At 67.4% G+C, this 18,203-nt stretch carries 20 protein-coding genes; 5 read left to right on the top strand and 15 right to left on the bottom strand.

The annotated features are described in order from the left end of the window. Positions 1-103: 103 nt before the first annotated feature. Positions 104-1,192: a PA0069 family radical SAM protein gene (locus HTY51_RS02570; RefSeq protein WP_174251262.1), complete on the top strand. Its 1,089-nt coding sequence runs from the start codon at positions 104-106 to the stop codon at positions 1,190-1,192. Here the strand turns inward: HTY51_RS02570 and HTY51_RS02575 are convergent. The 7 genes from HTY51_RS02575 to HTY51_RS02605 form a co-directional block, all read right to left on the bottom strand. Beyond that, positions 1,189-1,527 (bottom strand): copper-binding protein, encoded by a 339-nt coding sequence (locus HTY51_RS02575; protein ID WP_174251263.1) that lies wholly within the window; start codon positions 1,525-1,527, stop codon positions 1,189-1,191. The two genes, HTY51_RS02570 and HTY51_RS02575, sit on opposite strands and share 4 nt — an antisense overlap. Positions 1,528-1,556: 29 nt before the next feature. Continuing rightward, on the bottom strand, positions 1,557-2,027 hold the full coding sequence (locus HTY51_RS02580) for a DUF411 domain-containing protein (RefSeq protein WP_174251264.1): 471 nt from the start codon (positions 2,025-2,027) through the stop codon (positions 1,557-1,559). Between the two features lie 11 nt (positions 2,028-2,038). Next, on the bottom strand, positions 2,039-2,518 hold the full coding sequence (locus tag HTY51_RS02585) for a cupredoxin domain-containing protein (protein WP_174251265.1): 480 nt from the start codon (positions 2,516-2,518) through the stop codon (positions 2,039-2,041). Between the two features lie 7 nt (positions 2,519-2,525). Next, positions 2,526-3,908 carry a multicopper oxidase family protein gene (locus HTY51_RS02590; RefSeq protein WP_174251266.1) on the bottom strand — a complete coding sequence of 461 codons (1,383 nt, stop codon included), beginning with the start codon at positions 3,906-3,908 and terminating at the stop codon, positions 2,526-2,528. A 2-nt stretch (positions 3,909-3,910) separates the two neighbouring features. Then, positions 3,911-5,317, bottom strand: coding sequence for a TolC family protein (locus HTY51_RS02595; protein WP_254606963.1), 1,407 nt, complete (start codon positions 5,315-5,317; stop codon positions 3,911-3,913). Between the two features lie 11 nt (positions 5,318-5,328). Continuing rightward, the gene (locus HTY51_RS02600; RefSeq protein WP_174251268.1) at positions 5,329-5,613 is read right to left on the bottom strand and encodes a hypothetical protein; all 285 of its coding nucleotides are present in this window, start codon (positions 5,611-5,613) and stop codon (positions 5,329-5,331) included. A gap of 87 nt (positions 5,614-5,700) precedes the next feature. Further along, complete coding sequence (locus tag HTY51_RS02605; protein WP_174251269.1) at positions 5,701-6,090, bottom strand: hypothetical protein; 390 nt, start codon at positions 6,088-6,090, stop codon at positions 5,701-5,703. A gap of 257 nt (positions 6,091-6,347) precedes the next feature. Here HTY51_RS02605 and HTY51_RS18770 point away from each other — a divergent pair, with 257 nt between their 5' ends. After that, positions 6,348-7,937 carry a methyl-accepting chemotaxis protein gene (locus HTY51_RS18770; protein WP_174251270.1) on the top strand — a complete coding sequence of 530 codons (1,590 nt, stop codon included), beginning with the start codon at positions 6,348-6,350 and terminating at the stop codon, positions 7,935-7,937. Here HTY51_RS18770 and HTY51_RS02615 read toward each other — a convergent pair. The 8 genes from HTY51_RS02615 to HTY51_RS02650 form a co-directional block, all read right to left on the bottom strand. Beyond that, positions 7,934-10,708 carry an EAL domain-containing protein gene (locus tag HTY51_RS02615; RefSeq protein ID WP_174251271.1) on the bottom strand — a complete coding sequence of 925 codons (2,775 nt, stop codon included), beginning with the start codon at positions 10,706-10,708 and terminating at the stop codon, positions 7,934-7,936. The two genes, HTY51_RS18770 and HTY51_RS02615, sit on opposite strands and share 4 nt — an antisense overlap. Before the next feature lie 35 nt (positions 10,709-10,743). Then, positions 10,744-11,511, bottom strand: a complete 768-nt coding sequence (gene soxA, locus HTY51_RS02620; protein ID WP_174251272.1) for a sulfur oxidation c-type cytochrome SoxA — start codon at positions 11,509-11,511, stop codon at positions 10,744-10,746. Next, complete coding sequence (gene soxZ / locus HTY51_RS02625) at positions 11,508-11,831, bottom strand: thiosulfate oxidation carrier complex protein SoxZ (RefSeq protein WP_174251273.1); 324 nt, start codon at positions 11,829-11,831, stop codon at positions 11,508-11,510. Before soxZ ends, soxA begins: the two co-directional genes overlap by 4 nt. Then, complete coding sequence (locus tag HTY51_RS02630) at positions 11,828-12,283, bottom strand: SoxY-related AACIE arm protein (RefSeq protein WP_174251274.1); 456 nt, start codon at positions 12,281-12,283, stop codon at positions 11,828-11,830. Before HTY51_RS02630 ends, soxZ begins: the two co-directional genes overlap by 4 nt. Before the next feature lies 1 nt (position 12,284). Next, positions 12,285-12,707, bottom strand: a complete 423-nt coding sequence (gene soxX / locus HTY51_RS02635) for a sulfur oxidation c-type cytochrome SoxX (protein WP_174251275.1) — start codon at positions 12,705-12,707, stop codon at positions 12,285-12,287. 9 nt (positions 12,708-12,716) lie between these two features. Next, positions 12,717-14,903, bottom strand: a complete 2,187-nt coding sequence (locus HTY51_RS02640; protein WP_174251276.1) for a xanthine dehydrogenase family protein molybdopterin-binding subunit — start codon at positions 14,901-14,903, stop codon at positions 12,717-12,719. Then, entirely contained in the window at positions 14,900-15,403 is a 504-nt protein-coding gene (locus HTY51_RS02645) for a (2Fe-2S)-binding protein (protein WP_174251277.1), read from the bottom strand. The genes HTY51_RS02640 and HTY51_RS02645 overlap by 4 nt, the downstream gene beginning before the upstream one ends. Before the next feature lie 140 nt (positions 15,404-15,543). Continuing rightward, positions 15,544-15,825 (bottom strand): hypothetical protein, encoded by a 282-nt coding sequence (locus HTY51_RS02650; RefSeq protein ID WP_174251278.1) that lies wholly within the window; start codon positions 15,823-15,825, stop codon positions 15,544-15,546. 77 nt (positions 15,826-15,902) lie between these two features. On the opposite strand from HTY51_RS02650, the gene HTY51_RS02655 reads away from it, so the two are divergent. The 3 genes from HTY51_RS02655 to HTY51_RS02665 all read left to right on the top strand — a co-directional run bounded on the left by HTY51_RS02655 (position 15,903) and on the right by HTY51_RS02665 (position 18,201). Continuing rightward, positions 15,903-16,790 carry an ion transporter gene (locus tag HTY51_RS02655; RefSeq protein WP_174251279.1) on the top strand — a complete coding sequence of 296 codons (888 nt, stop codon included), beginning with the start codon at positions 15,903-15,905 and terminating at the stop codon, positions 16,788-16,790. Between the two features lie 96 nt (positions 16,791-16,886). Further along, positions 16,887-17,384, top strand: a complete 498-nt coding sequence (locus tag HTY51_RS18775) for a prepilin-type N-terminal cleavage/methylation domain-containing protein (protein WP_174251280.1) — start codon at positions 16,887-16,889, stop codon at positions 17,382-17,384. Between the two features lie 67 nt (positions 17,385-17,451). Continuing rightward, entirely contained in the window at positions 17,452-18,201 is a 750-nt protein-coding gene (locus HTY51_RS02665; RefSeq protein WP_174251281.1) for a 2OG-Fe dioxygenase family protein, read from the top strand. Positions 18,202-18,203 lie beyond the last annotated feature (2 nt).

Genomic DNA, 18,203 nt, shown 5'->3' on the forward strand with positions numbered 1-18,203 from the left:
TGGTGGCGATGCTGGAAGGGCTGACAGAAGTGGTGAATGTCAGTAAACTGTACAAATATACAGTTATCAATGTGATGCTGCGGCATCAGAACAGGCCGGTGCCATGAGCGAATTCAAGATCCCCCTGCAGGCCCTCAAGGGCCGGGGCGCCGCCACGCGTAATGCCCACCGTTTCGAGCAGGATCTGCGCGCGGCCTTCGACGACGGCTGGTCAACCTGGGACGAGGCCTTGTCGGAGGCGGCGTCGAAGCCGCGTACCGAGCTTCGCTGGGAGGACGCGCGCAGCGCACTGGTCAGCAACGATTCGCCGGACATCGCCTTCGACCAGTCCATCAACCCCTACCGCGGTTGCGAGCACGGCTGCAGTTACTGCTATGCCCGGCCCACGCACAGCTACCTGGGCCTGTCACCGGGGCTGGATTTCGAGCGGGTGATCATCGCCAAGCGCGGGCTTGCGGCATTGCTGCGGCGCGAACTCTCGGCACGGTCCTACCAGCCCAGCATGATCGTCATCGGCTCGGTCACCGACTGCTACCAGCCGGTGGAGCGCGAGCTGGGTATCACGCGTTCCTTGATCGAGGTGCTGCGTGACGCGCGCCATCCCTTCTCGCTGGTCACCAAATCCAGTGGCGTGGAGCGCGACCTGGACCTGATCGCCCCCATGGCGCAAGACCGTCTGGCCGCGGTCTACGTCACCATCACCACGCTGGACGGCGAGCTTGCGCGCCGGCTGGAGCCGCGCGCCGCCTCGCCGCAGCGCCGCCTGCGCACCATCCGCGCCCTGGCCGAAGCGGGCGTGCCGGTCGGCGTGAGCGTGGCGCCGCAGATCCCCTTCATCAACGACGACATGGAGCAGGTGCTGGCAGCGGCGGCCGAGGCGGGTGCAACGAATGCGTTCTACACCGTGCTGCGCCTGCCCTGGGAGTTGAACGAGGTGTTCCAGCAGTGGTTGCAGCTGCACTACCCGCAGCGGGCCGCGCGTGTGATGGCGCGCATCCGCGACATGCGCGGCGGCCAGGACTACGACAGCGACTACGCCACACGCATGAAGGGCAGCGGCCTGTGGGCCGAGCTGATCCGTCAGCGTTTCCACAAGGCCTGTATGCGCCACGGCCTGAACCGCGAACGCATCGTGCTGGACCTCTCGCAGTTCCGGCCCGGCCTGGCCGCGGGCCAGGCTTGCCTGTTCTAGGGCCGGACGGGCTCGATCGTGAGCACTGTGTAGGCGCCCCGGATCTGCTCGGCCGTGAAGCGCACCTGGTCACCAGCCTTGACCTGGTCCAGCAGCGCGGCATCCTGCACCTGGAACACCATGGTCATGCCGTCCATGTCCAGGTTCTCGATGCGCTCGTGCCGTAGCGTGATCTTCTTCGCCGACTTGTCGACCTTGCGCACCTCGGCGCGGGTCGGCGTGGGCGCCTTGGCCTGGGCGACCAGCACGCCGGGCTCATGGCCACCGTGGCCCTGGGCCAGCGCCGGGCCGGCCAGGGCCAGCAGGAAGCAGAGGAGGGTGGTGTTTGTCTTCATGGTGTTTTGCGTCCGGGGTGGAAGAGCTGTCATCGATAGGTCTGGAAGACGGTGGCCGTGCCGCCGCGCTGCACCAGCAGCACGTCGTAGGGATCTTTCAGGCCATCGTATTCCGGGCCGTCCATGCCGGGTGAGCCCACGGGCATGCCGGGCACGGCCAGGCCCAGGGCGCGGGGTTTGTCTTTGAGCAGGCGATGGATCTCGCGCGCCGGCACATGGCCTTCGATCACGTAGCCGTTCACCAGCGCGGTGTGGCAGGAACCAAATTTGTCTTCCAGGCCGATGCGGCGGCGGTAGTCGTTCTTGACGGCGTTGCTGACATCGTGTGCCTTGACCTCGAAGCCCTGGGCCTGCAGGTGCTTGATCCAGTCCTTGCAGCAGCCGCAGGTAGGGGTCTTCCAGACTTCGATCAGGGGGCGGGTCGGTGTGGCTGCGGCCAGGCCGGCCAGCGTGCCAGCGGCCAGGGCAATGTAGGTCTGCAAAAGTTTGCGTCGGTTCATGGTTCTCTCCTCTATTTGGCGCGGACGGTGATGGTGCCCTTCATGCCGGCCTGGAAGTGGCCGGCAATCAGGCAGGCGAATTCGAATTCTCCGGCGCGGTTGAAGGTCCAGATGATCTCGCCGGTCTTGCCGGGGTCGACGTGGGTCATGTAGGGCTCATCGTGCTCCATGTTCGGGTGCTTGAGCATCTGTTCGGCATGGGCGGCGAGCTCCCTGGGCGTGCCGATGACCAGCTCGTGCAGCAGCTTGCCCGTGTTGCGCACGCGCAGGCGCACGGTCTCGCCCTGCTTGACCTCGATGCGATCGGGGGTGAAGCGCATGTTGTCCGTCATGGTCAGCGTGATGGTGCGCTGGACGCTCCTGGCCGTACCGGCGATGCCCCAGTCCTTCTGTTCCATGACCACGGCGCTGGTATGGGACTTCGGACCATGGGCCTGGGCGGAGCCGGCGGCCAGCAGGGCCGCGCTGATGATGAATGCAAGTGTCTTCATGGTGTCCTCAGTGATGTGCGTCATGTGCTTTGGGTTTGATGGCCTTGACCTCCACGGCCGGCGCGCCGCTGTCGGGCGCTGCGGCACGCGGGGTGGCCGGGGTAGCGCCGTTCCATTCATAGGCCTGGGTGCCGGGGGCTTGCTGGTACCAGCCCGGATCGCTGTAGTCGCCCGCCTTCTGGCCCTTGCGCACCTTGAGCGTGGTGAACATGCCGCCCATCTCGATCGGGCCGTAGGGGCCGGTGCCGGTCATCATGGGCAGGGTGTTGTCGGGCAGGGGCATCTCCATCTCGCCCATGTCGGCCATGCCGCGTTCGCCCATCACCATGTAGTCGGGCACCAGCTTCTGGATCTTCTGCACCAGGCCGCGGTGGTCGACGCCGATCATGGTGGGCACGCTGTGGCCCATGGGGTTCATGGTGTGGTGGCTCTTGTGGCAGTGGAAGGCCCAGTCGCCTTCCTCGTCGGCCAGGAACTCTATCTGCCGCATCTGGCCCACGGCCACATCGGTGGTCACCTCGGGCACGCGCACGCCCATGGGCCAGGGCCCGCCGTCGCTGCCGCTGACCACGAACTCGTGGCCGTGCAGGTGGATGGGGTGGTTGGTCATGGTCAGGTTGCCCACGCGGATGCGCACCTTGTCGCCCAGCCGCACGTTCAGGCTGTCGATGCCGGGGAAGGCACGGCTGTTCCAGGTCCAGAGGTTGAAGTCCAGCATGGTGTTGATCTTCGGCGTCGCACTGCCGGGTTCGATGTCGAAGGCGTTGAGCAGGAAGCAGAAGTCGCGCTGCACTTCGCCGATCAGCGGGTTCTTCGCCTTCGGGTGCGTGACCCAGAAACCCATCATGCCCATGGCCATCTGCGTCATCTCGTCGGCATGCGGGTGGTACATGAAGGTGCCGGGCCGCCGGGCCACGAATTCGTAGGCAAAGGTCTTGCCCACCGGGATCTGTGGCTGGTTCAATCCGCCCACGCCGTCCATGCCATTGGGCAGGCGCTGGCCGTGCCAGTGGATGGTGGTGTGCTCGGGCAGCTTGTTGGTGACGAAGATGCGCACGCGGTCGCCTTCCACCACTTCGATGGTCGGTCCCGGGCTCTGGCCGTTGTAGCCCCACAGGTGCGCCTTCATGCCGGGTGCGATCTCGCGCACCACGGGCTCGGCCACCAGATGGAATTCCTTGACTCCGCTGTTCATGCGCCAGGGCAGGGTCCAGCCGTTGAGCGTGACCACCGGGTTGTAGGGTCGGCCGTTCTCGGGGTGAAGCGGTGGTGCGGTGACAGCGCTGTCCATCAGCACCGGCTCGGGCAGGGCGGCCAGCGCCACCTTGCTGACGGAGGCCGCGGCCACCGCGGTGAGGCCGGCGCCGGCGAAGAAATTGCGTCGGTTCATGTTCAGTGTCCTTGTGCGGCCGGAGCGGCGCTGGTGCTGGCGCCACGCAGTTGCGTGAGCGCGCCGGGAGAGGTGGTGGTCAGGGTGAGTTGGAGGTCGGCGTCGGCCAGCCAGAAGTCGCGCTGCGCCTCCAGCGCCTGGTTCACCGCCAGGCTCTGCGCGCGGATCTCGCCCAGCAGGTCCCAGACGCTGGAGAGCATGCCGTTGTAGCGCAGCAGCATCTCATCGCCGATGAAGCGGCGCAGCGGCACCACCTCCTCGCGATAGTGGCGCGCCAGGTCATACGCGGTGCGCCAGCCGAGGTAGGCCTCGCGTGCTTCGCTGCGGGCCTGTACGGCCACGTTGCGCACGCGCACGGCCGATTGCAGGTAGAGGGTCTCGGCGCGGGCGTTGCGCGCGCTGCCCCAGTCGAAGATGGGCAGCGCCAGTTCCACCTCCCAGCCGCGCTTGACTTCCTGCGCGCCGGTCCCATCCACGGTGCTGGCGCGTTTGTAGCTCAGCGTCAGACCGTCGAGATACCCCACCGTTTTCACCAGACCCAGGGAGTCGGCGACATAAGCCGTTTCCGCGACGGCCGAGCGCACATCCAGGCGTTCACGCAGGGCACGGGCTTCCAGGTCGTCCTGTGCGATCGGCTGGGGCGGCAGATCGGGCAGACGTTCGGCCAGCGTGAATTGCGTCTGCGTGCCGGCCAGCCCCAGCAGGCGCGTGAGTTTCTCGCGTTCGCTCCAGGCGCGCTGCTGTGCGCGTGCCAGCTGCGCGGCGGCATCGGCCACCAGCAGCTGTTCGCGCGCCTGCTGCAGTTTGCTGAAGTTGCCCACGCGGGTCATGCGACGCGCGAGTTCGGCGCCGGCCTCTGCGGCCTCCTGCACGTCGCGCAGGTAACGCACGCTCTGCTCGGCCGCCACGGCGCTGATCCAGGCCTTGCGCACCTCGGTGGCCAGGCGCGCGATGTCCTGCGCCGCCTGCAGCTTGGCCAGCTCGTGCTGGCGGCTCTGCCACTGGCTTTTCCAGGGCAGGAAAAGCAGGCCCACGAGGTCGAAGCTCAACGCACGTTCGATCTCGCGCTGTTCGCCTTCCCTGAATGCGCCCAGTGAAAAATGCGGATTGGGCAGGCGGCCGGCCTGCACACGCAGGGCATCACTGAGGTCCAGGGTCAGCAGCGCCTGCTGTACCCCCGGGCTGCCCAGCAGGGCGATGCGTACCGCGTTCTCGGCGCTCAGCGGTGTGGCCAGCCATTGGGCTACGGTGGCCTCGTCCTGGTCCGGGGCGGGCCGGCGCAACTCTACGGCCACGCCGGCGGTGCGGCCCTCGGTGAGCTGCTGCACGTCGGCCAGGTTCTTGTCGGGCTCCAGAGTGGCACAGCCCGTCAGCAGCAGGACACCCAGTGCCAGGGCACGGTGTCGCATGGGATGGGCTGTCATCGCGGTGGCTCCTGTGATGTCGTCACGGCGGGCGGCTGCGCCTTCTCCCACTTGACGATGTCCATGTGGCCGCGCCGGTACTGGCCCACGGTGGCATTGGCTGCTTTCCAGTCCTCGAGTTCAAGGACCCGTGCGCTGGCACCCGTGGGGGCCATGGGCTGATAGGGCACGGGGGGCGTAGCGGTCGCCGGTCTGGCCACCGCGGGGGATGGCTGCTGCACGGTCTGCGCACCTCCGAGGAGGGGCACGGACAGCGCCAGCAGCGCTGAAAAATACTTCATAAAAGACTCCTGCACAGCCTGAAAACAGGTCACGCGCACGCAGCCAGCGGTATGTGGCCCGCTGCGGACGCACCTAGGGTGTGAGGGTCAGGAAATGGGCGGCTTGAAGCCCGGGGCGCGCTCGACGCTGGCGTGCAGCCGTGCCTGCGTTTGTGGTGCAGGCGTGGCGCTTGCTGCAGCCGGGGCCGCCATGGACAGGCCGGCGAGCGCCACCGAGTGGCAGATCTGGCAGGCCGTGCAGCTGCCACAGTCACCGCTGGCGTGGGCCGCATCCTGCGCGACGGCCGGCTGACGGCTCTCGTGCTGGGTGTCAGCCTGGCCGTGGGGGACCATGGCCTCGTGACAGTCGCCTGAAGCCGCAGTGGCCGACGTCGTGGTCAGCGCCTGCGAGACCCGCTCCATGGCCATGACATCACCGACCCAGCCGCGCAGGGGCAGCAGGGCGATCATGAAGGCGAGCAGGAGGAGGCGCAACACGGGCACGGTCGGGTCGAAGGCAGGCGTTGGGTGAATGATAAACCCCGGGTGTGAAAAGTTCCCGGTCTTCACCCCTCTGTCCACGACAAATGAATTGATGGGCGTCAAGAGTTCACAAAAGTGTATGCAATTTCGGTGCATCGACATTGACTCCCAGGGGTATACGGGCGTACGCTGGCATAAAACAGAGCCGAGAGGCCGGCGACCGTGTTAACGGATCGCAGGGGGCAGACCAGAACCACGGAGTCACGTTTTCCATGAGCCATCCATCTTCCACTCCCGCCGCCTCGTTGTCGGCGCAGGCCCTGCTGGGCGACCGGGTCATGCTGGCGGCCATCGGCCTGAGCGCCGTGGCTGCGGTCATCCTCGGGTTCAGCTTCATCGAATCGGGCCTGGCCTGGGGTGCGTCCATCGTGCTCGTGCTGCTGGCCCTGGGGGTCTACGCGACCAGCAAGGGCACCCTGCTCTCCAGTCTGGCGCTGGCCTTCATCCAGTCCTGTTTTGTCGCCTTGCACATCGATCTGGCCCGCGGCATGACCGAACTCCACTTCGGCGTGTTCGTCACCCTGGCCTTGCTGCTGGTCTATCTGGACTGGCGGCCCATCGTGCTGTCGGCCGTGACCTTTGCCGTGCATCACGTCCTGTTCGATCGCCTGCAGGCGGCCGGTTTTGGTCTGTACTGCCTGACCCAGCCCAATTTCGGCATCGTCGTCATCCATGCCGTGTACGTGGTGATCCAGACGGCGCTGGAGGTGGTGCTGGCCGTGAGCATGGGCCGCACGGCGCGCCAGGGCGTCGAACTGGGCCAGCTGGTGGCGGCCGTGGACCGGCCCGAGGGCATCGCCCTGGACAGCGTCGGCAGCGTGCCGGTATCCACCCCGGTGGCGCAGACGCTCAAGACCACCCTCGACCGCATGGCGGCGGCGGTGGCCACCGTGCGCAGTTCTGCCAGCAGCATGGACGTGGCCTGTTCCGAAATTGCCAGTGGCAACCATGACCTGAGCGCCCGTACCGAGAGTCAGGCCAGCGCGCTGCAGGAAACCGCTGCATCGATGGAAGAGCTCTCTTCCACCGTGAAGCAGAACGCCGACAACGCCAAACAGGCCAACCAGCTGGCGCAAAGCGCGTCCACCGTGGCGGTGCAGGGCGGCGAAGTCGTGGCCCAGGTGGTGGACACCATGAAGGGCATCAATGATTCGAGCAAGAAGATTGCCGACATCATCAGCGTCATCGACGGCATCGCCTTCCAGACCAACATCCTGGCGCTCAATGCCGCGGTGGAAGCCGCACGGGCCGGTGAGCAGGGCCGCGGTTTTGCCGTGGTGGCTTCTGAAGTGCGCAGCCTGGCCGGCCGCAGCGCGGAAGCGGCCAAGGAGATCAAGACCCTGATCAACGACAGCGTGGGCCGGGTGGAACAGGGCAGTGCCCTGGTGGACCGGGCCGGCAGCACCATGAGCGAGGTGGTGTCCAGCATCCGCCGCGTGACCGACATCATGGGCGAGATCAGCGCAGCCAGCAGCGAGCAGAACAAGGGCGTGTCGCAGGTGGGCGAAGCCGTCACGCAGATCGACCAGGCCACGCAGCAGAATGCCGCGCTGGTGGAAGAGATGGCGGCGGCGGCCAGCAGCCTGAAAAGCCAGGCCCAGGATCTGGTGCAGGCGGTCAGCGTGTTCAAGGTGGCGCAGTCTTCTGCTGGCGCTCCGGTCTCAGCGCCGCGCTCCAGCCCGCCGGCCCCCCGTGCGCCTGCGGCCCCGCGTCGCGTGGCTGCGGCACCTGCACCGGCCGCACGGCCGGCGCTGGCCCCGGCCGGCAAACCGGCTGGTGGCGACGACTGGGAGAGCTTCTAGTTCGTCTGCGCCTGCCTGAGCAGGCGCTCGATGTCCTGGGCCGGCACCGGCCGCGAGTACAGGTAGCCCTGGGCGGCATCGCAGCCGAAGGCCTGCAGCTGGCTGCGCATCTCTTCGGTTTCCACCCCTTCGGCGATGGTCTGGAGGTTCAGGCTGCGTGCCATCTGGATGATGGCGCGCACGATGGCCGCATCGTCCGGATCGTTGGCCAGATCGCGCACGAAACTCTGGTCGATCTTGAGCTTGTCGATGTCCAGGCGCTTCAGATAGGACAGGCTGGAGTAGCCGGTGCCGAAGTCGTCGATGGCCAGCTTCACGCCCAGCTGCTTGAGCCGGCGCACGCTGGTGAGCACGCTCTCGATGTTCTGGATCAGGATGGACTCGGTCAGCTCCAGCTCCAGCAGCGCCGGGGCCAGGCCGGATTCGGTCAAGGCCCGTTCCACCGACTGCTCCACATTGCCACGCTTGAACTGGATGGCCGAGAGGTTGACCGACATGCTCAGTGTCGGCAGGCCAGCGCGTTGCCACGACACGGCCTGCTGGCAGGCCTGGCGCAGCACCCAGTCGCCCATCGGCACGATCAGGCCGCTTTCCTCGGCCACCCCGATGAAACGCCCGGGCGCCACCAGGCCCAGTTCCGGGTGTTGCCAGCGGATCAGCGCCTCCACCCCGATCAGGGTACCGTTGGCCAGCTCGTACTGGGGCTGGTAATAAAGCACGAACTCCTGGCGCTCCAGTGCGCGGCGCAGACCGTTGCGCATGAGCAGGTGCTCGCCGGCTTCGGCGTCCATGGTGGGGTCGAAGAAGTGCCAGGCGTTGCGGCCGGACTCCTTGGAGCGGTACATGGCGAGGTCGGCCTTCTTGCGCAGGGTCTCGAAATCGAGCCCGTCGTCCGGGCCGATGGCCACACCGATGGAGGCGGAGGAGGACAGCTCCTGCGTGTCCAGGCGCAGGGGCTCCTGCAGCCTTTCCATGATCTTGATGACGACGGTCGAGACGATCTCGGTGTCGGGCAGATCGCGCAGCACCAGCAGGAATTCGTCGCCACCCTGGCGGCTGATGGTGTCGCTGTCGCGCACACAGGCGCGCAGGCGCCGCGCCACCTCCTTCAGGAACTCGTCGCCGGCCGCGTGGCCCAGGGTGTCGTTGATGGTCTTGAAGTTGTCCAGGTCCAGGTAGACCAGCGCCACCTTGGTGTTGCTGCGTTCTGCCTGCGCCATGGCCTGCTCGAAGCGGTCCTGCACCAGCAGGCGGTTGGGCAGGCCGGTCAGCGCATCGTGGTAGGCCAGGTATTCGATGCGCTGTTCGGCGGCCCGGCGATCGCTGATGTCGGAGCCCACACCGCGGTAGCCGCGGAACACACCCTGTTCGTCGAAGATGGGCGTGCCGCTGATGGTCAGGGTGCGTACCCGGCCATGGCTGTCCCGTAGCTGGTAGATGAAGTTGCTGAAGGGTTCGCGACGGTCGAGCAACTGGCGGTGCAGTTCCCACTCCTGCGGGCCGGGTGCAACGATGGCCTGCTCCCAGCGTGTCTTGCCCAGCTGCGCCGCCATGTCCGAGTTCCTGAAACCCTGCGAGACCTGGGTGAAACGATACAACTCGTCCTGTTCCCAGAACCAGTCGGTCGACATCTGGGCCAGGCTGCGAAAGCGTGCTTCGCTTTCCTGCAGGATCTGGCGCTGCTGGTCCAGGTCCTCGACCATGGTGTTGAAGGACTGCACCAGGGTGCCGATCTCGTCATCGCGGCTCAAGGCCAGGCGTCGGTCGGTGCCCTGCTTGCGGGGCAGATCGCGTACGTGCTGGGTCAGCACCTCCAGGGGGGCCAGTGCCTTGCGCATGAGCAGCCAGATCAGAATGACGACCAGGGTGGTGCCTGCAGCGATGGCCAGCAGCAGGAAGTTGCGTGCCTGCTGCAGCGGTTCAGCGGCCTCGTCGAGCGGCAGGTTCAGGCTGAGGATCCAGGGTACGGTGCGCAGGTGCTTGAAACTGGTGATCAGCTCGACGCCACGCGAATTGACGACGGTATCGCTGCCTTCGAAACCCCCGACCGCACGGTCCACCAGCGGGTTGAGTCCCGGCAGGACGATGGGCTGGAGGATGCGCGTGGGATTGCGGTTGGAGATGAAGATCCGGTCCCTGGTGAACAGCGAAACATAGCCGGTCTGGCCGAGCTTGAAGTCATTGAGATCGGAGAGGAAGTTGCGCCCCAGCAGCTCGATGCTGCCATGCAGCCGGCCGACCATGGCGCCCTGGGCATTGAACAGCGGCAGGGCCATGGTGATGACAGGTCGTCCCATGGCCCGGACCGAGGCGAAGGGTTTGGAAATATAAGGCTGGCGGGTTTCGGTCACCACCTTGAAGACTTCCAGGCCGGATACATCGCGTCCGCGTCGACCGGGAATGTAGGGCGATTCGGCCACGACGCGCCCCTGCGCGTCGATCAGCAGAAGCCCGTTGGTGAAGAGCGTCTTCAGGGCGGTTTTCTGGTCCAGGAACTCCTGCGCCCGCTGCGGGTTCTGCAATGCCTGTGGCGGTAGTTGCCCAGCCACCTGCGTCAACATGTCCTGGCTCTGGCGCAGCTTGTCGTCGATGGTGTTGGCCAGGGTGCTGGCCAGCACGAACTGCTGCTGGTAGAAGTTCTGGCGAAAGCTCTGGTCGAAGTGGCGCAACGTCAACCAGGTGAGCAGGCTGGCGAAGACGACAAAAAGCAGGGCGACGGCCAGCACTACCCGGGTCTTGAGGCTGGACTGCTGGAACCGTGGCAAACGCATGGCCTATATATACCGCGATTCGGGTGGCGCATGGATCAGGGTCTGACGCCCGGGGCCTCCAGCGGCAGGCCGCGGGCGCGATCACTGAGGAAAAGTTCCAGTTCCACCAGTTCGGTGGCGCCCAGCGGCCAGGGCTGGGCGCGCACGCCGCTCAGGCAGTTGCGCAGCCGCCGCTGCAGCGAACCCAGTCCCTGCCATTCGAGCCGGTACTGCGGATAGCTGGTGGGATGGCCCTGCGGGATGGTCGTGCCGCCCAGGCGCTGGCCCCAGCGCTGGTCATGGCACAACGCACAGGAGAGGTCGAGCTGTCCCAGGCGTTGCGCGTACAGCTGGCGGCCGCGCTCCAGGTGCGGCTGCAGGCGCACATCCGCGGGCGGGGCCATGGGCTGGCCGCGCGACTGCAGCGCCACCAGGCTTTCCAGGGCCAGCAGTTCCTCGCTCTCCAGCTTCCAGGGCGTGGCCTGCTGTTGCGACTGCCGGCAGCGGTTGATGCGCTGTGCCAGGTTGATGGGCCCCCGCGTGGGCGTGTCGAAGGCCGGGTAACGCGCCGCCACGCCACGCAGGCTGCTCACGTCACCATGGCAGCTGGCGCAGGACCTGGCGCTGCTACCGGCCTTCTGCTGCCACAGCTGCGCGCCCTGCTGGACCCAGAGCATGGCCGGGTTGCGCGCATCATCGCGCTGCATGGCCTGCACATCCGGCCCCATGAACTCGAAGTCGGAGCGGCGTTGTGCCTCGGGGATCTGCGCGTGCAGTGAGGGTGCCAGCAGCAGGAGCGCAAGGAAATGGCAGCGCCACCTCATGTGACGCTGATCGCCACGCTCTCGCTGTGACGGAAGCCCTGCTCGCCTTCCCAGCTGAAACGCAGCGTGCCGCTGGCCGTGGCCACGGTGTGGAAGGCGATCAGCGGGTTGGCGGCGATGGCCGCCGAGAGTTCGGCGCTGAACACCAGCTCGCCGTTGTAGTGGCAGCTGAAGCGCTCGATGATGTTGCGCGGCAGGCGCTGCCCGTCGGCGCCGGGACGAAAACCCGACTCCATCGGGTGGCCGATGATGGTGCTGATCTCGATGACCTCGCCGCGGCGGGCGGTCCTGGGCACCTTGATGAGGGTGCGGGCACTCATTCCAGCTCCTCCAGGCAGGCCGCCAGCGTGACGATGACTTCCACCGTGTGTTGCCAGTAGCTGCCGTCACTCAGACGCGCCACGGCGCCGAGCTTCTGTGTGGTGGCCAGGCGGATGCGGGTGGCCACGCTGGCACGGCCGGCGCGCGGGCCCAGCGTGAAACGCAGCACATCGGCCTGCGGGTTGCGCTGGTTGAAGACGGCGATGGCCACCACATGGTCGGCCGCCGTCATGGGGCTGTCCACCTGCACGGCCAGCGGCACGGTGTTGCCGTTGTCCACCAAGGGCGCGATGTCCAGCTTCACGCGCCCGTTCTGCACCGGCGCGCCGCCGGTCCAGGCGCGGATGGCCTCGTCGAGCTGGTCGGCGGCCTGGGCCGGGCGCAGCAGCAGCCAGCCGCCCAGGCCGGCGCCGGTGTGCAGCAACTGGCGGCGTGTGGTGGTTGTGTCCATCTCATTCTTTCAGCGTGGAGAGGTAGGCCACCACGTCTTCGAGCTGCTGGGCGCTGAGCAGGGTCTTGCCTTCCCAGGCCCGGCCCACACGCGTCAGGCCGACGCTGCGGTAATAGGCCGGCATGATGCTGTCGGGGTTGAGGCGGCGCGGGTCCACCAGGCGCAGGCGCAATTGGGCCGGCGTCCAGCGCTGGCCGGCGCCCGCGAGATCGGGTGCCAGATTGCCCTGGAACCGTTCCTCGGGGATCGGCCCGCCGTGGCACAAGAGGCACAGGCCGGTCTGGCGGCTGGCGACGATGGCACGCCCGCGCGTCGCATCGCCCAGCGCGCCTTCGAGTGCTGAGGGGATGCCATCGCCCACCACGGTGACGGCCCCGCCCGCCAGGGGCAGGGCCAGCAGGGCGGCGGCGAACAGCAGTCTCATGGCCGGGGCTCAGGCGCGCCGCAGGTCCTGGCTCTTGATCGGCAGTTCGCGGATGCGCTTGCCGGTGGCGGCAAAGATGGCATTGAGCACGGCCGGCGCGGCCACCGCGATGGTGGGTTCGCCCACACCGCCCCAGAAGCCGCCCGAAGGCATGACGATGGTCTCCACCGGCGGCATCTCGGCCAGGCGCAGCACGGGGTAGCTGTCGAAGTTCTTCTGCTCCACGGCACCGTCCTTGACGGTGATCTCACCAAACAGCGCGGCCGACAGGCCATAGACGAAGGAGCCTTCCACCTGCGCCTCGATCTGCTGCGGGTTCACCGCATGGCCACAGTCGGTGGCCGCCACGATGCGGTGGATCTTGAGCTTGCCCTCGGCGCTGACCGAGACTTCGGCGCAGGCCGCCACATAACTGCCAAAGCCCATGGTCTGCGCCAGGCCGCGGTAAATGCCGGCCGGCGCCGGGGTGTCCCAGCCCACGCGCGCGGCCACGGCATTGAGCACGGCCAGGTGCTTGGGGTGATTGGCCATGAGCTTGCGGCGCAGGGCCAGCGGGTCCTGCCCGGTCGCATGCGCGATCTCGTCGAGGAAACACTCGAGGTAGATCGTGTTCTGGTTCAGGTTCACACCGCGCCAGAAGCCGGCCGGCACATGCGGGTTGCGCATGGCGTGGTCGATCAGCAGGTGGGGGAAGCTGTAGCCGATGGAGGCCTCGGGGCCCGAGGGGCTGAGGCCCTGGTAGACCACCATGTCCTTGCCGTCGCGCATGGCCTGCGGCGCCACCGTGGCCAGGATGGACTGGCCCGAAATGCGCATGTGCAGGCCGCTGATGTTGCCGTCCGCATCCAGCCCTGCGGTGAGCCTGGCGCTCGTGATCGGGTGGTAGAAGCAGTGCTGCATGTCTTCTTCGCGCGACCAGATCAGCTTGATCGGCGTGCCCGGCATGCTTTTGGCGAGCAGCACGGCTTGCGTGACGAAGTCGCTGCGGCCGCGCCGCCCGAAACCGCCGCCCAGTAGCTGCTTGTAGACCTCGCATTGCGTGGCCGGCAGGCCCGAGGCCTCGGCGGCGGCGGCCAGCGCCGCCTCGCCATTCTGCGTGGGCACCCAGACCTCGCAGCGCTCAGGCGTCCAGCGCGCCGTCGCGTTCATGGGCTCCATGCAGGCGTGGTTCTGGTAGGGGTAGTGGTAGACCGCCTCGATCTTGCGCGCGGCAGCGCTGATGGCGGCCGCAGCGTCGCCGTTGCTGTTGCCCACCGAGGTGGCGGGCACAGCCGGGTCCAGTCCGCCCTGCACCATGGCCCGGATGTCGGCCTGCGAGACCGCGGCGTTGGGGCCGTAGTCCCATTCGATGACCAGCGCGTCCAGCGCGGTCTTGGCGCCCCACCAGGTGGTGGCCACCACGGCCACGGCGCTGGGGCCGACCTGCACCACTTTTTTCACGCCCAGGCGTCGCATGATGGCTGCGCCATTGAAGCTCTTGACCTTGCCGCCGAAGACCGGGCAGTCCTTGATGGCGGCGTTGAGCATGCCCGGCAGTTTCAGGTCGATGCCGTAGTCCTGCGCGCCGGTCGTCTTGCGATAGGTGTCCAGGCGCATGAGGCGCTGGCCGGCGATCTGCCAGGTCGAAGGGTCCTTGAGCACGATGCTGGCCGGATCGGGTGCGGTGAGCTGCCCGGCAGCAGCGGCGACCCGGCCGTAGATGGTGCGCCGTCCCGTGGGCGTGTGCGTGATCACGCCCGCGCTCGCGCTGCATTCGGCCGCCGGCACGCCCCAGGCATTGGCTGCGGCCTGCACCAGCATCACGCGTGCGATGGCACCGCCCTTGCGCACGTAGTCATGCGACTCGCGGATGCCACGGCTGCCGCCGGTGGCGAAATTGCCCCAGATGCGCTTGCGTGCCAGGTTCTGGCCCGGCGTCGGGTACTCGGTGGTGACCCGTGCCCAGCTGCATTCCAGTTCCTCGGCCACCAGCTGGGCCAGGCCGGTCAGCGTGCCCTGGCCCATCTCGGAGCGGGCTATGCGGATGACCACCGTGTCGTCGGGTTTGACCACCACCCAGGCGTTGATCTCGGGCGGGGCATTGGCGGCCTGCGCCAGCGGCAGGTGGAAGCTCACCACCAGGCCGCCGGCAGCAGCACCCGTGCTGGCCAGGAAACCGCGGCGCGAGAGTTCGGGGTTCAGGACGGGGCTGCTCATGTTGCGCTCCCTTCGGTGGGCTGGGTGTTCAGCTCGGCCTTGCGGGCGCCGCTCCCGCGGGCTGCCACGTGGATGGCCGCGCGCACGCGGTTGTAGGTGCCGCAACGGCAGATGTTGGTGACCGCCGCGTCGATGTCGGCATCGCTCGGATTGGGTTTGGTCTTGAGCAGGGCGGATACCGCCATGATCATGCCGCTCTGGCAGAAGCCGCACTGCGGCACATCCAGCGCCTGCCAGGCGCGCTGCACCGGGTGCGTGCCGTTGCGCGACAGGCCCTCGATGGTCACGACCTTCTGCGCCGCCTTGACGGCGCGCAGCGGCATCACGCAGCTGCGCACGGCGGCCCCGTCGATGTGCACGGTGCAGGCGCCGCACTGGGCCACGCCGCAGCCGTATTTGGTGCCGGTCAGGTCCAGTTGCTCGCGCAGCACCCACAGCAAGGGGGTGTCGGGCGCGGCATCGAATTCAAGGTCCTTGCCGTTGATGTTGAGTTTCGCCATCGTGTGCCTCCTTACGTGTGTGGCCTGCATGACCGGGTGATGCCGGTCCATGGGCTTTTATACGGGATTTCCTGCCCGGGTGCATGCCGTGGGCGGGTGCGCATGCAGGCCCGAGGGTTGAGGGTTTACCCGGAGCCGGCTCAGGCCGGCAACTGCAGGGCCGCCTTGTCCAGCCAGAGTTGCAGGCTGTCGAGAAGATCCTGCTGACTGAAGGAGCAGCTTTCCTCGGCAAACAGCGCACTCGACTCCAGCCGGTCCAGCAGGCCCAGCAGCACCTCGGTGTAGCGCGGTGGCAGCGCGACCAGCAGCTCGGCCTGCGCCCGTGCGTGCAGGCTGAACGCGCCGGGGCTGGTGGCGCCGCGGCGCAGCGCGTCGAACTCGGCCTGCAGCGGGGTGAGCAGGGTTGGCGGGGTGGTGCGCATGAGATCGGGGCTCCTGAAAGGCCGTGGCCGGGAGGCGAGGAGAATACCCCAGTTCCCACAGCAGCAGCGCCCGCACCATGAGTACCTCCGCCTCCCATTCCGACCCGACGCAGGAGCCAGGCCGCCCGCAGACCGGCTGGCGTCTGACGCTCTACACCGTCATCTTCGAATCCGATACCCGCGCCGGCCGGCTGTTCGACATCTGGCTCATCGTCCTCATCCTGGCCAGCGTGCTGGCCGTGGTGCTCGACAGCCTGCCGGGCCTGCCCGCCGGCCAGCGCGACATTCTCTACCGCACCGAGTGGCTGTTCACCGCGCTGTTCACCGTGGAGTACCTGGCGCGTCTGGCCTGCGTGCGCCAGCCCCTGCGTTACGCCCTGAGCTTCTACGGTGTCATCGACCTGCTGGCCCTGCTGCCCACCTGGCTGGCCCTGCTGGTGCCCGAGGTGCACGCGCTGATCGACGTGCGTGTGCTGCGGCTGCTGCGGGTGTTCCGCATCTTCAAGCTCACCGCCTACCTGGCCGAGTTCCAGGCCCTGGGTGCCGCGCTGCGCGCGAGCCGGCGCAAGGTGCTGGTCTTCATCTCGGCGGTCATGATGATCGTGGTGGTGATGGGTACGCTGATGTACGTGGTCGAGGGGCAGGCCAACGGCTTCACCAGCATCCCCACCGCCGTCTACTGGGCCATCACCACCATGACCACCGTGGGTTTCGGCGACATCACGCCCAAGACCGATCTGGGCCGTTTCATCGCCTCCTTCATGATGCTGCTGGGCTGGGGCACGCTGGCCGTGCCCACCGGCATCGTCACCGCCGAAATGACGGCGCGCCGCCTGGGCAGCCAGCCGGTCTCGCGCACCTGCCCCGAGTGCCTGAAAGAAGGCCATGCGCCCGAGGCGCATTACTGCCTGCACTGCGGCACCGCCCTGCCGTCGCTGGTGCGAGACGGGGAAGGTGTCAAATAAGTCACGCCAGAGGCCGCTTTTTTGCTATCAAATTTGTACTGACCGGCCTGATGGGCGCACAATCTCTTCATCATTCTTCATGAACCTGGAGTTCCCATGAAAAAGCTCAACCGCGGTTTCACGCTGATCGAACTGGTCATCGTGATCACCATCATCGCCATCCTGGCCGCCATCGCGCTGCCGCGTTACATCGCCCTGCAGTCGGATGCCCGTGCAGCCAAACTGCAGGCTGCCGCTGGTAGCGTCCGGTCGGCCGCCGCCCTGGCCAAAGCCTTGTGCATCACCCAGACCGGCACGGGCTCCACCACCTTCCTGATGGCCGGCGGCTGCAACGTGGCTGCCGGTGCTACCGTTGGCATCGTCATGGACGGCCAGAACGTGCTGACAGCTTTTGCCTACCCCACGGCTGCGGCTGGCGGCATCCAGGCTGCTGCGCAACTGGGGGCCGACTACACAGTCACGTTCGCAGGTGACGTGATGACGGTCCAGTCCCCTGGCGCGACGACCCCCGCCAACTGCCAGTTCACCTATACCTGGGCGCCGGTCGCCAACGGCGCGCCGACGGTCTCGACACCGGATATCAGCGGCTGCTGATCCCGGCCCCCGGCCCCCGGCCCCCGGCTCCCGCAAGGGGCTGGTCACGGCAGGCACAATGCCTGTCATGACCAGCCCCTTGTTTTTGCCCCCGGTCGTGGCACCGGCGGCCCTGGATAGCACCCTGCAGCAGCAGGGCCATGCCGTGCTCGACGCTGCCGCGGTCTGCGCCCTCAGCGGCTGCCGCCTGGAAGACCTCCTGGCCCTGCGCCCCTACTGGGACGAGCTGCCGCCCGACGCCTTCCTGAAGGACGGCGGCCGTTACCGGCGCCGGCGCCACTCCTGTTTCGTGCTCGATGGTGAGCAGCTCACCCAGGTGCCGCACCGCGCGCACTGGCAGCCGCTGGAGTACAACGCCCTGCACGGCGGCATGCAGCGCCTGTTCGAGCCGATGGCGCCGGCCATGGTGGCGAACCCCGCCTGGGCGCAGCTGCTGCGCTGGCTGGGGCAGGTGGCCTCGGCGCTCAAGGGGCGACAGCCCTGGTACATCGAGGCGCACCCCTTCCGCATCGACACCACCGACGGCATCGGCCGGCCCACGCCCGAAGGCGCACACCGCGATGGCGTGGACCTGGTGGCCGTGTTTCTGGTGCAGCGGCGCGGTGTCAAGGGCGGGGAGACCCGTGTGTTCGAGGCGGCCGGTCCGAATGGCCAGCGCTTCACGCTGAGTGAACCCTGGTCCCTGCTGCTGCTGGACGATGCACGTGTGATCCACGAGACCACGCCCATCCAGCCGGTGGCGCAGCCGGCCTACCGTGATACGCTGGTCATCACGCTGCGCGCCGGCGCCTTCCAGGGCGAAGACGTTGCCCCCTGACA

It is taken from the genome of Rhodoferax sp. BAB1 (genome assembly GCF_013334205.1).
Taxonomy (GTDB): domain Bacteria; phylum Pseudomonadota; class Gammaproteobacteria; order Burkholderiales; family Burkholderiaceae_C; genus Hylemonella.

What these genes read in the sequence shown, in the direction of transcription:
- HTY51_RS02640 (WP_174251276.1), bottom strand. Translation starts at nt 14,903, where the DNA reads ATGAGCAGCCCCGTCCTGAACCCCGAACTCTCGCGCCGCGGTTTCCTG.
- HTY51_RS02665 (WP_174251281.1), top strand. Translation starts at nt 17,452, where the DNA reads ATGACCAGCCCCTTGTTTTTGCCCCCGGTCGTGGCACCGGCGGCCCTG.
- HTY51_RS02570 (WP_174251262.1), top strand. Translation starts at nt 104, where the DNA reads ATGAGCGAATTCAAGATCCCCCTGCAGGCCCTCAAGGGCCGGGGCGCC.
- HTY51_RS02645 (WP_174251277.1), bottom strand. Translation starts at nt 15,403, where the DNA reads ATGGCGAAACTCAACATCAACGGCAAGGACCTTGAATTCGATGCCGCG.
- HTY51_RS02650 (WP_174251278.1), bottom strand. Translation starts at nt 15,825, where the DNA reads ATGCGCACCACCCCGCCAACCCTGCTCACCCCGCTGCAGGCCGAGTTC.
- HTY51_RS02585 (WP_174251265.1), bottom strand. Translation starts at nt 2,518, where the DNA reads ATGAAGACACTTGCATTCATCATCAGCGCGGCCCTGCTGGCCGCCGGC.
- HTY51_RS02575 (WP_174251263.1), bottom strand. Translation starts at nt 1,527, where the DNA reads ATGAAGACAAACACCACCCTCCTCTGCTTCCTGCTGGCCCTGGCCGGC.
- HTY51_RS02595 (WP_254606963.1), bottom strand. Translation starts at nt 5,317, where the DNA reads ATGCGACACCGTGCCCTGGCACTGGGTGTCCTGCTGCTGACGGGCTGT.
- HTY51_RS02655 (WP_174251279.1), top strand. Translation starts at nt 15,903, where the DNA reads ATGAGTACCTCCGCCTCCCATTCCGACCCGACGCAGGAGCCAGGCCGC.
- HTY51_RS02590 (WP_174251266.1), bottom strand. Translation starts at nt 3,908, where the DNA reads ATGAACCGACGCAATTTCTTCGCCGGCGCCGGCCTCACCGCGGTGGCC.
- HTY51_RS18770 (WP_174251270.1), top strand. Translation starts at nt 6,348, where the DNA reads ATGAGCCATCCATCTTCCACTCCCGCCGCCTCGTTGTCGGCGCAGGCC.
- soxA (WP_174251272.1), bottom strand. Translation starts at nt 11,511, where the DNA reads ATGAGGTGGCGCTGCCATTTCCTTGCGCTCCTGCTGCTGGCACCCTCA.
- soxX (WP_174251275.1), bottom strand. Translation starts at nt 12,707, where the DNA reads ATGAGACTGCTGTTCGCCGCCGCCCTGCTGGCCCTGCCCCTGGCGGGC.
- HTY51_RS02580 (WP_174251264.1), bottom strand. Translation starts at nt 2,027, where the DNA reads ATGAACCGACGCAAACTTTTGCAGACCTACATTGCCCTGGCCGCTGGC.
- HTY51_RS18775 (WP_174251280.1), top strand. Translation starts at nt 16,887, where the DNA reads ATGAAAAAGCTCAACCGCGGTTTCACGCTGATCGAACTGGTCATCGTG.
- soxZ (WP_174251273.1), bottom strand. Translation starts at nt 11,831, where the DNA reads ATGAGTGCCCGCACCCTCATCAAGGTGCCCAGGACCGCCCGCCGCGGC.
- HTY51_RS02600 (WP_174251268.1), bottom strand. Translation starts at nt 5,613, where the DNA reads ATGAAGTATTTTTCAGCGCTGCTGGCGCTGTCCGTGCCCCTCCTCGGA.
- HTY51_RS02615 (WP_174251271.1), bottom strand. Translation starts at nt 10,708, where the DNA reads ATGCGTTTGCCACGGTTCCAGCAGTCCAGCCTCAAGACCCGGGTAGTG.
- HTY51_RS02630 (WP_174251274.1), bottom strand. Translation starts at nt 12,283, where the DNA reads ATGGACACAACCACCACACGCCGCCAGTTGCTGCACACCGGCGCCGGC.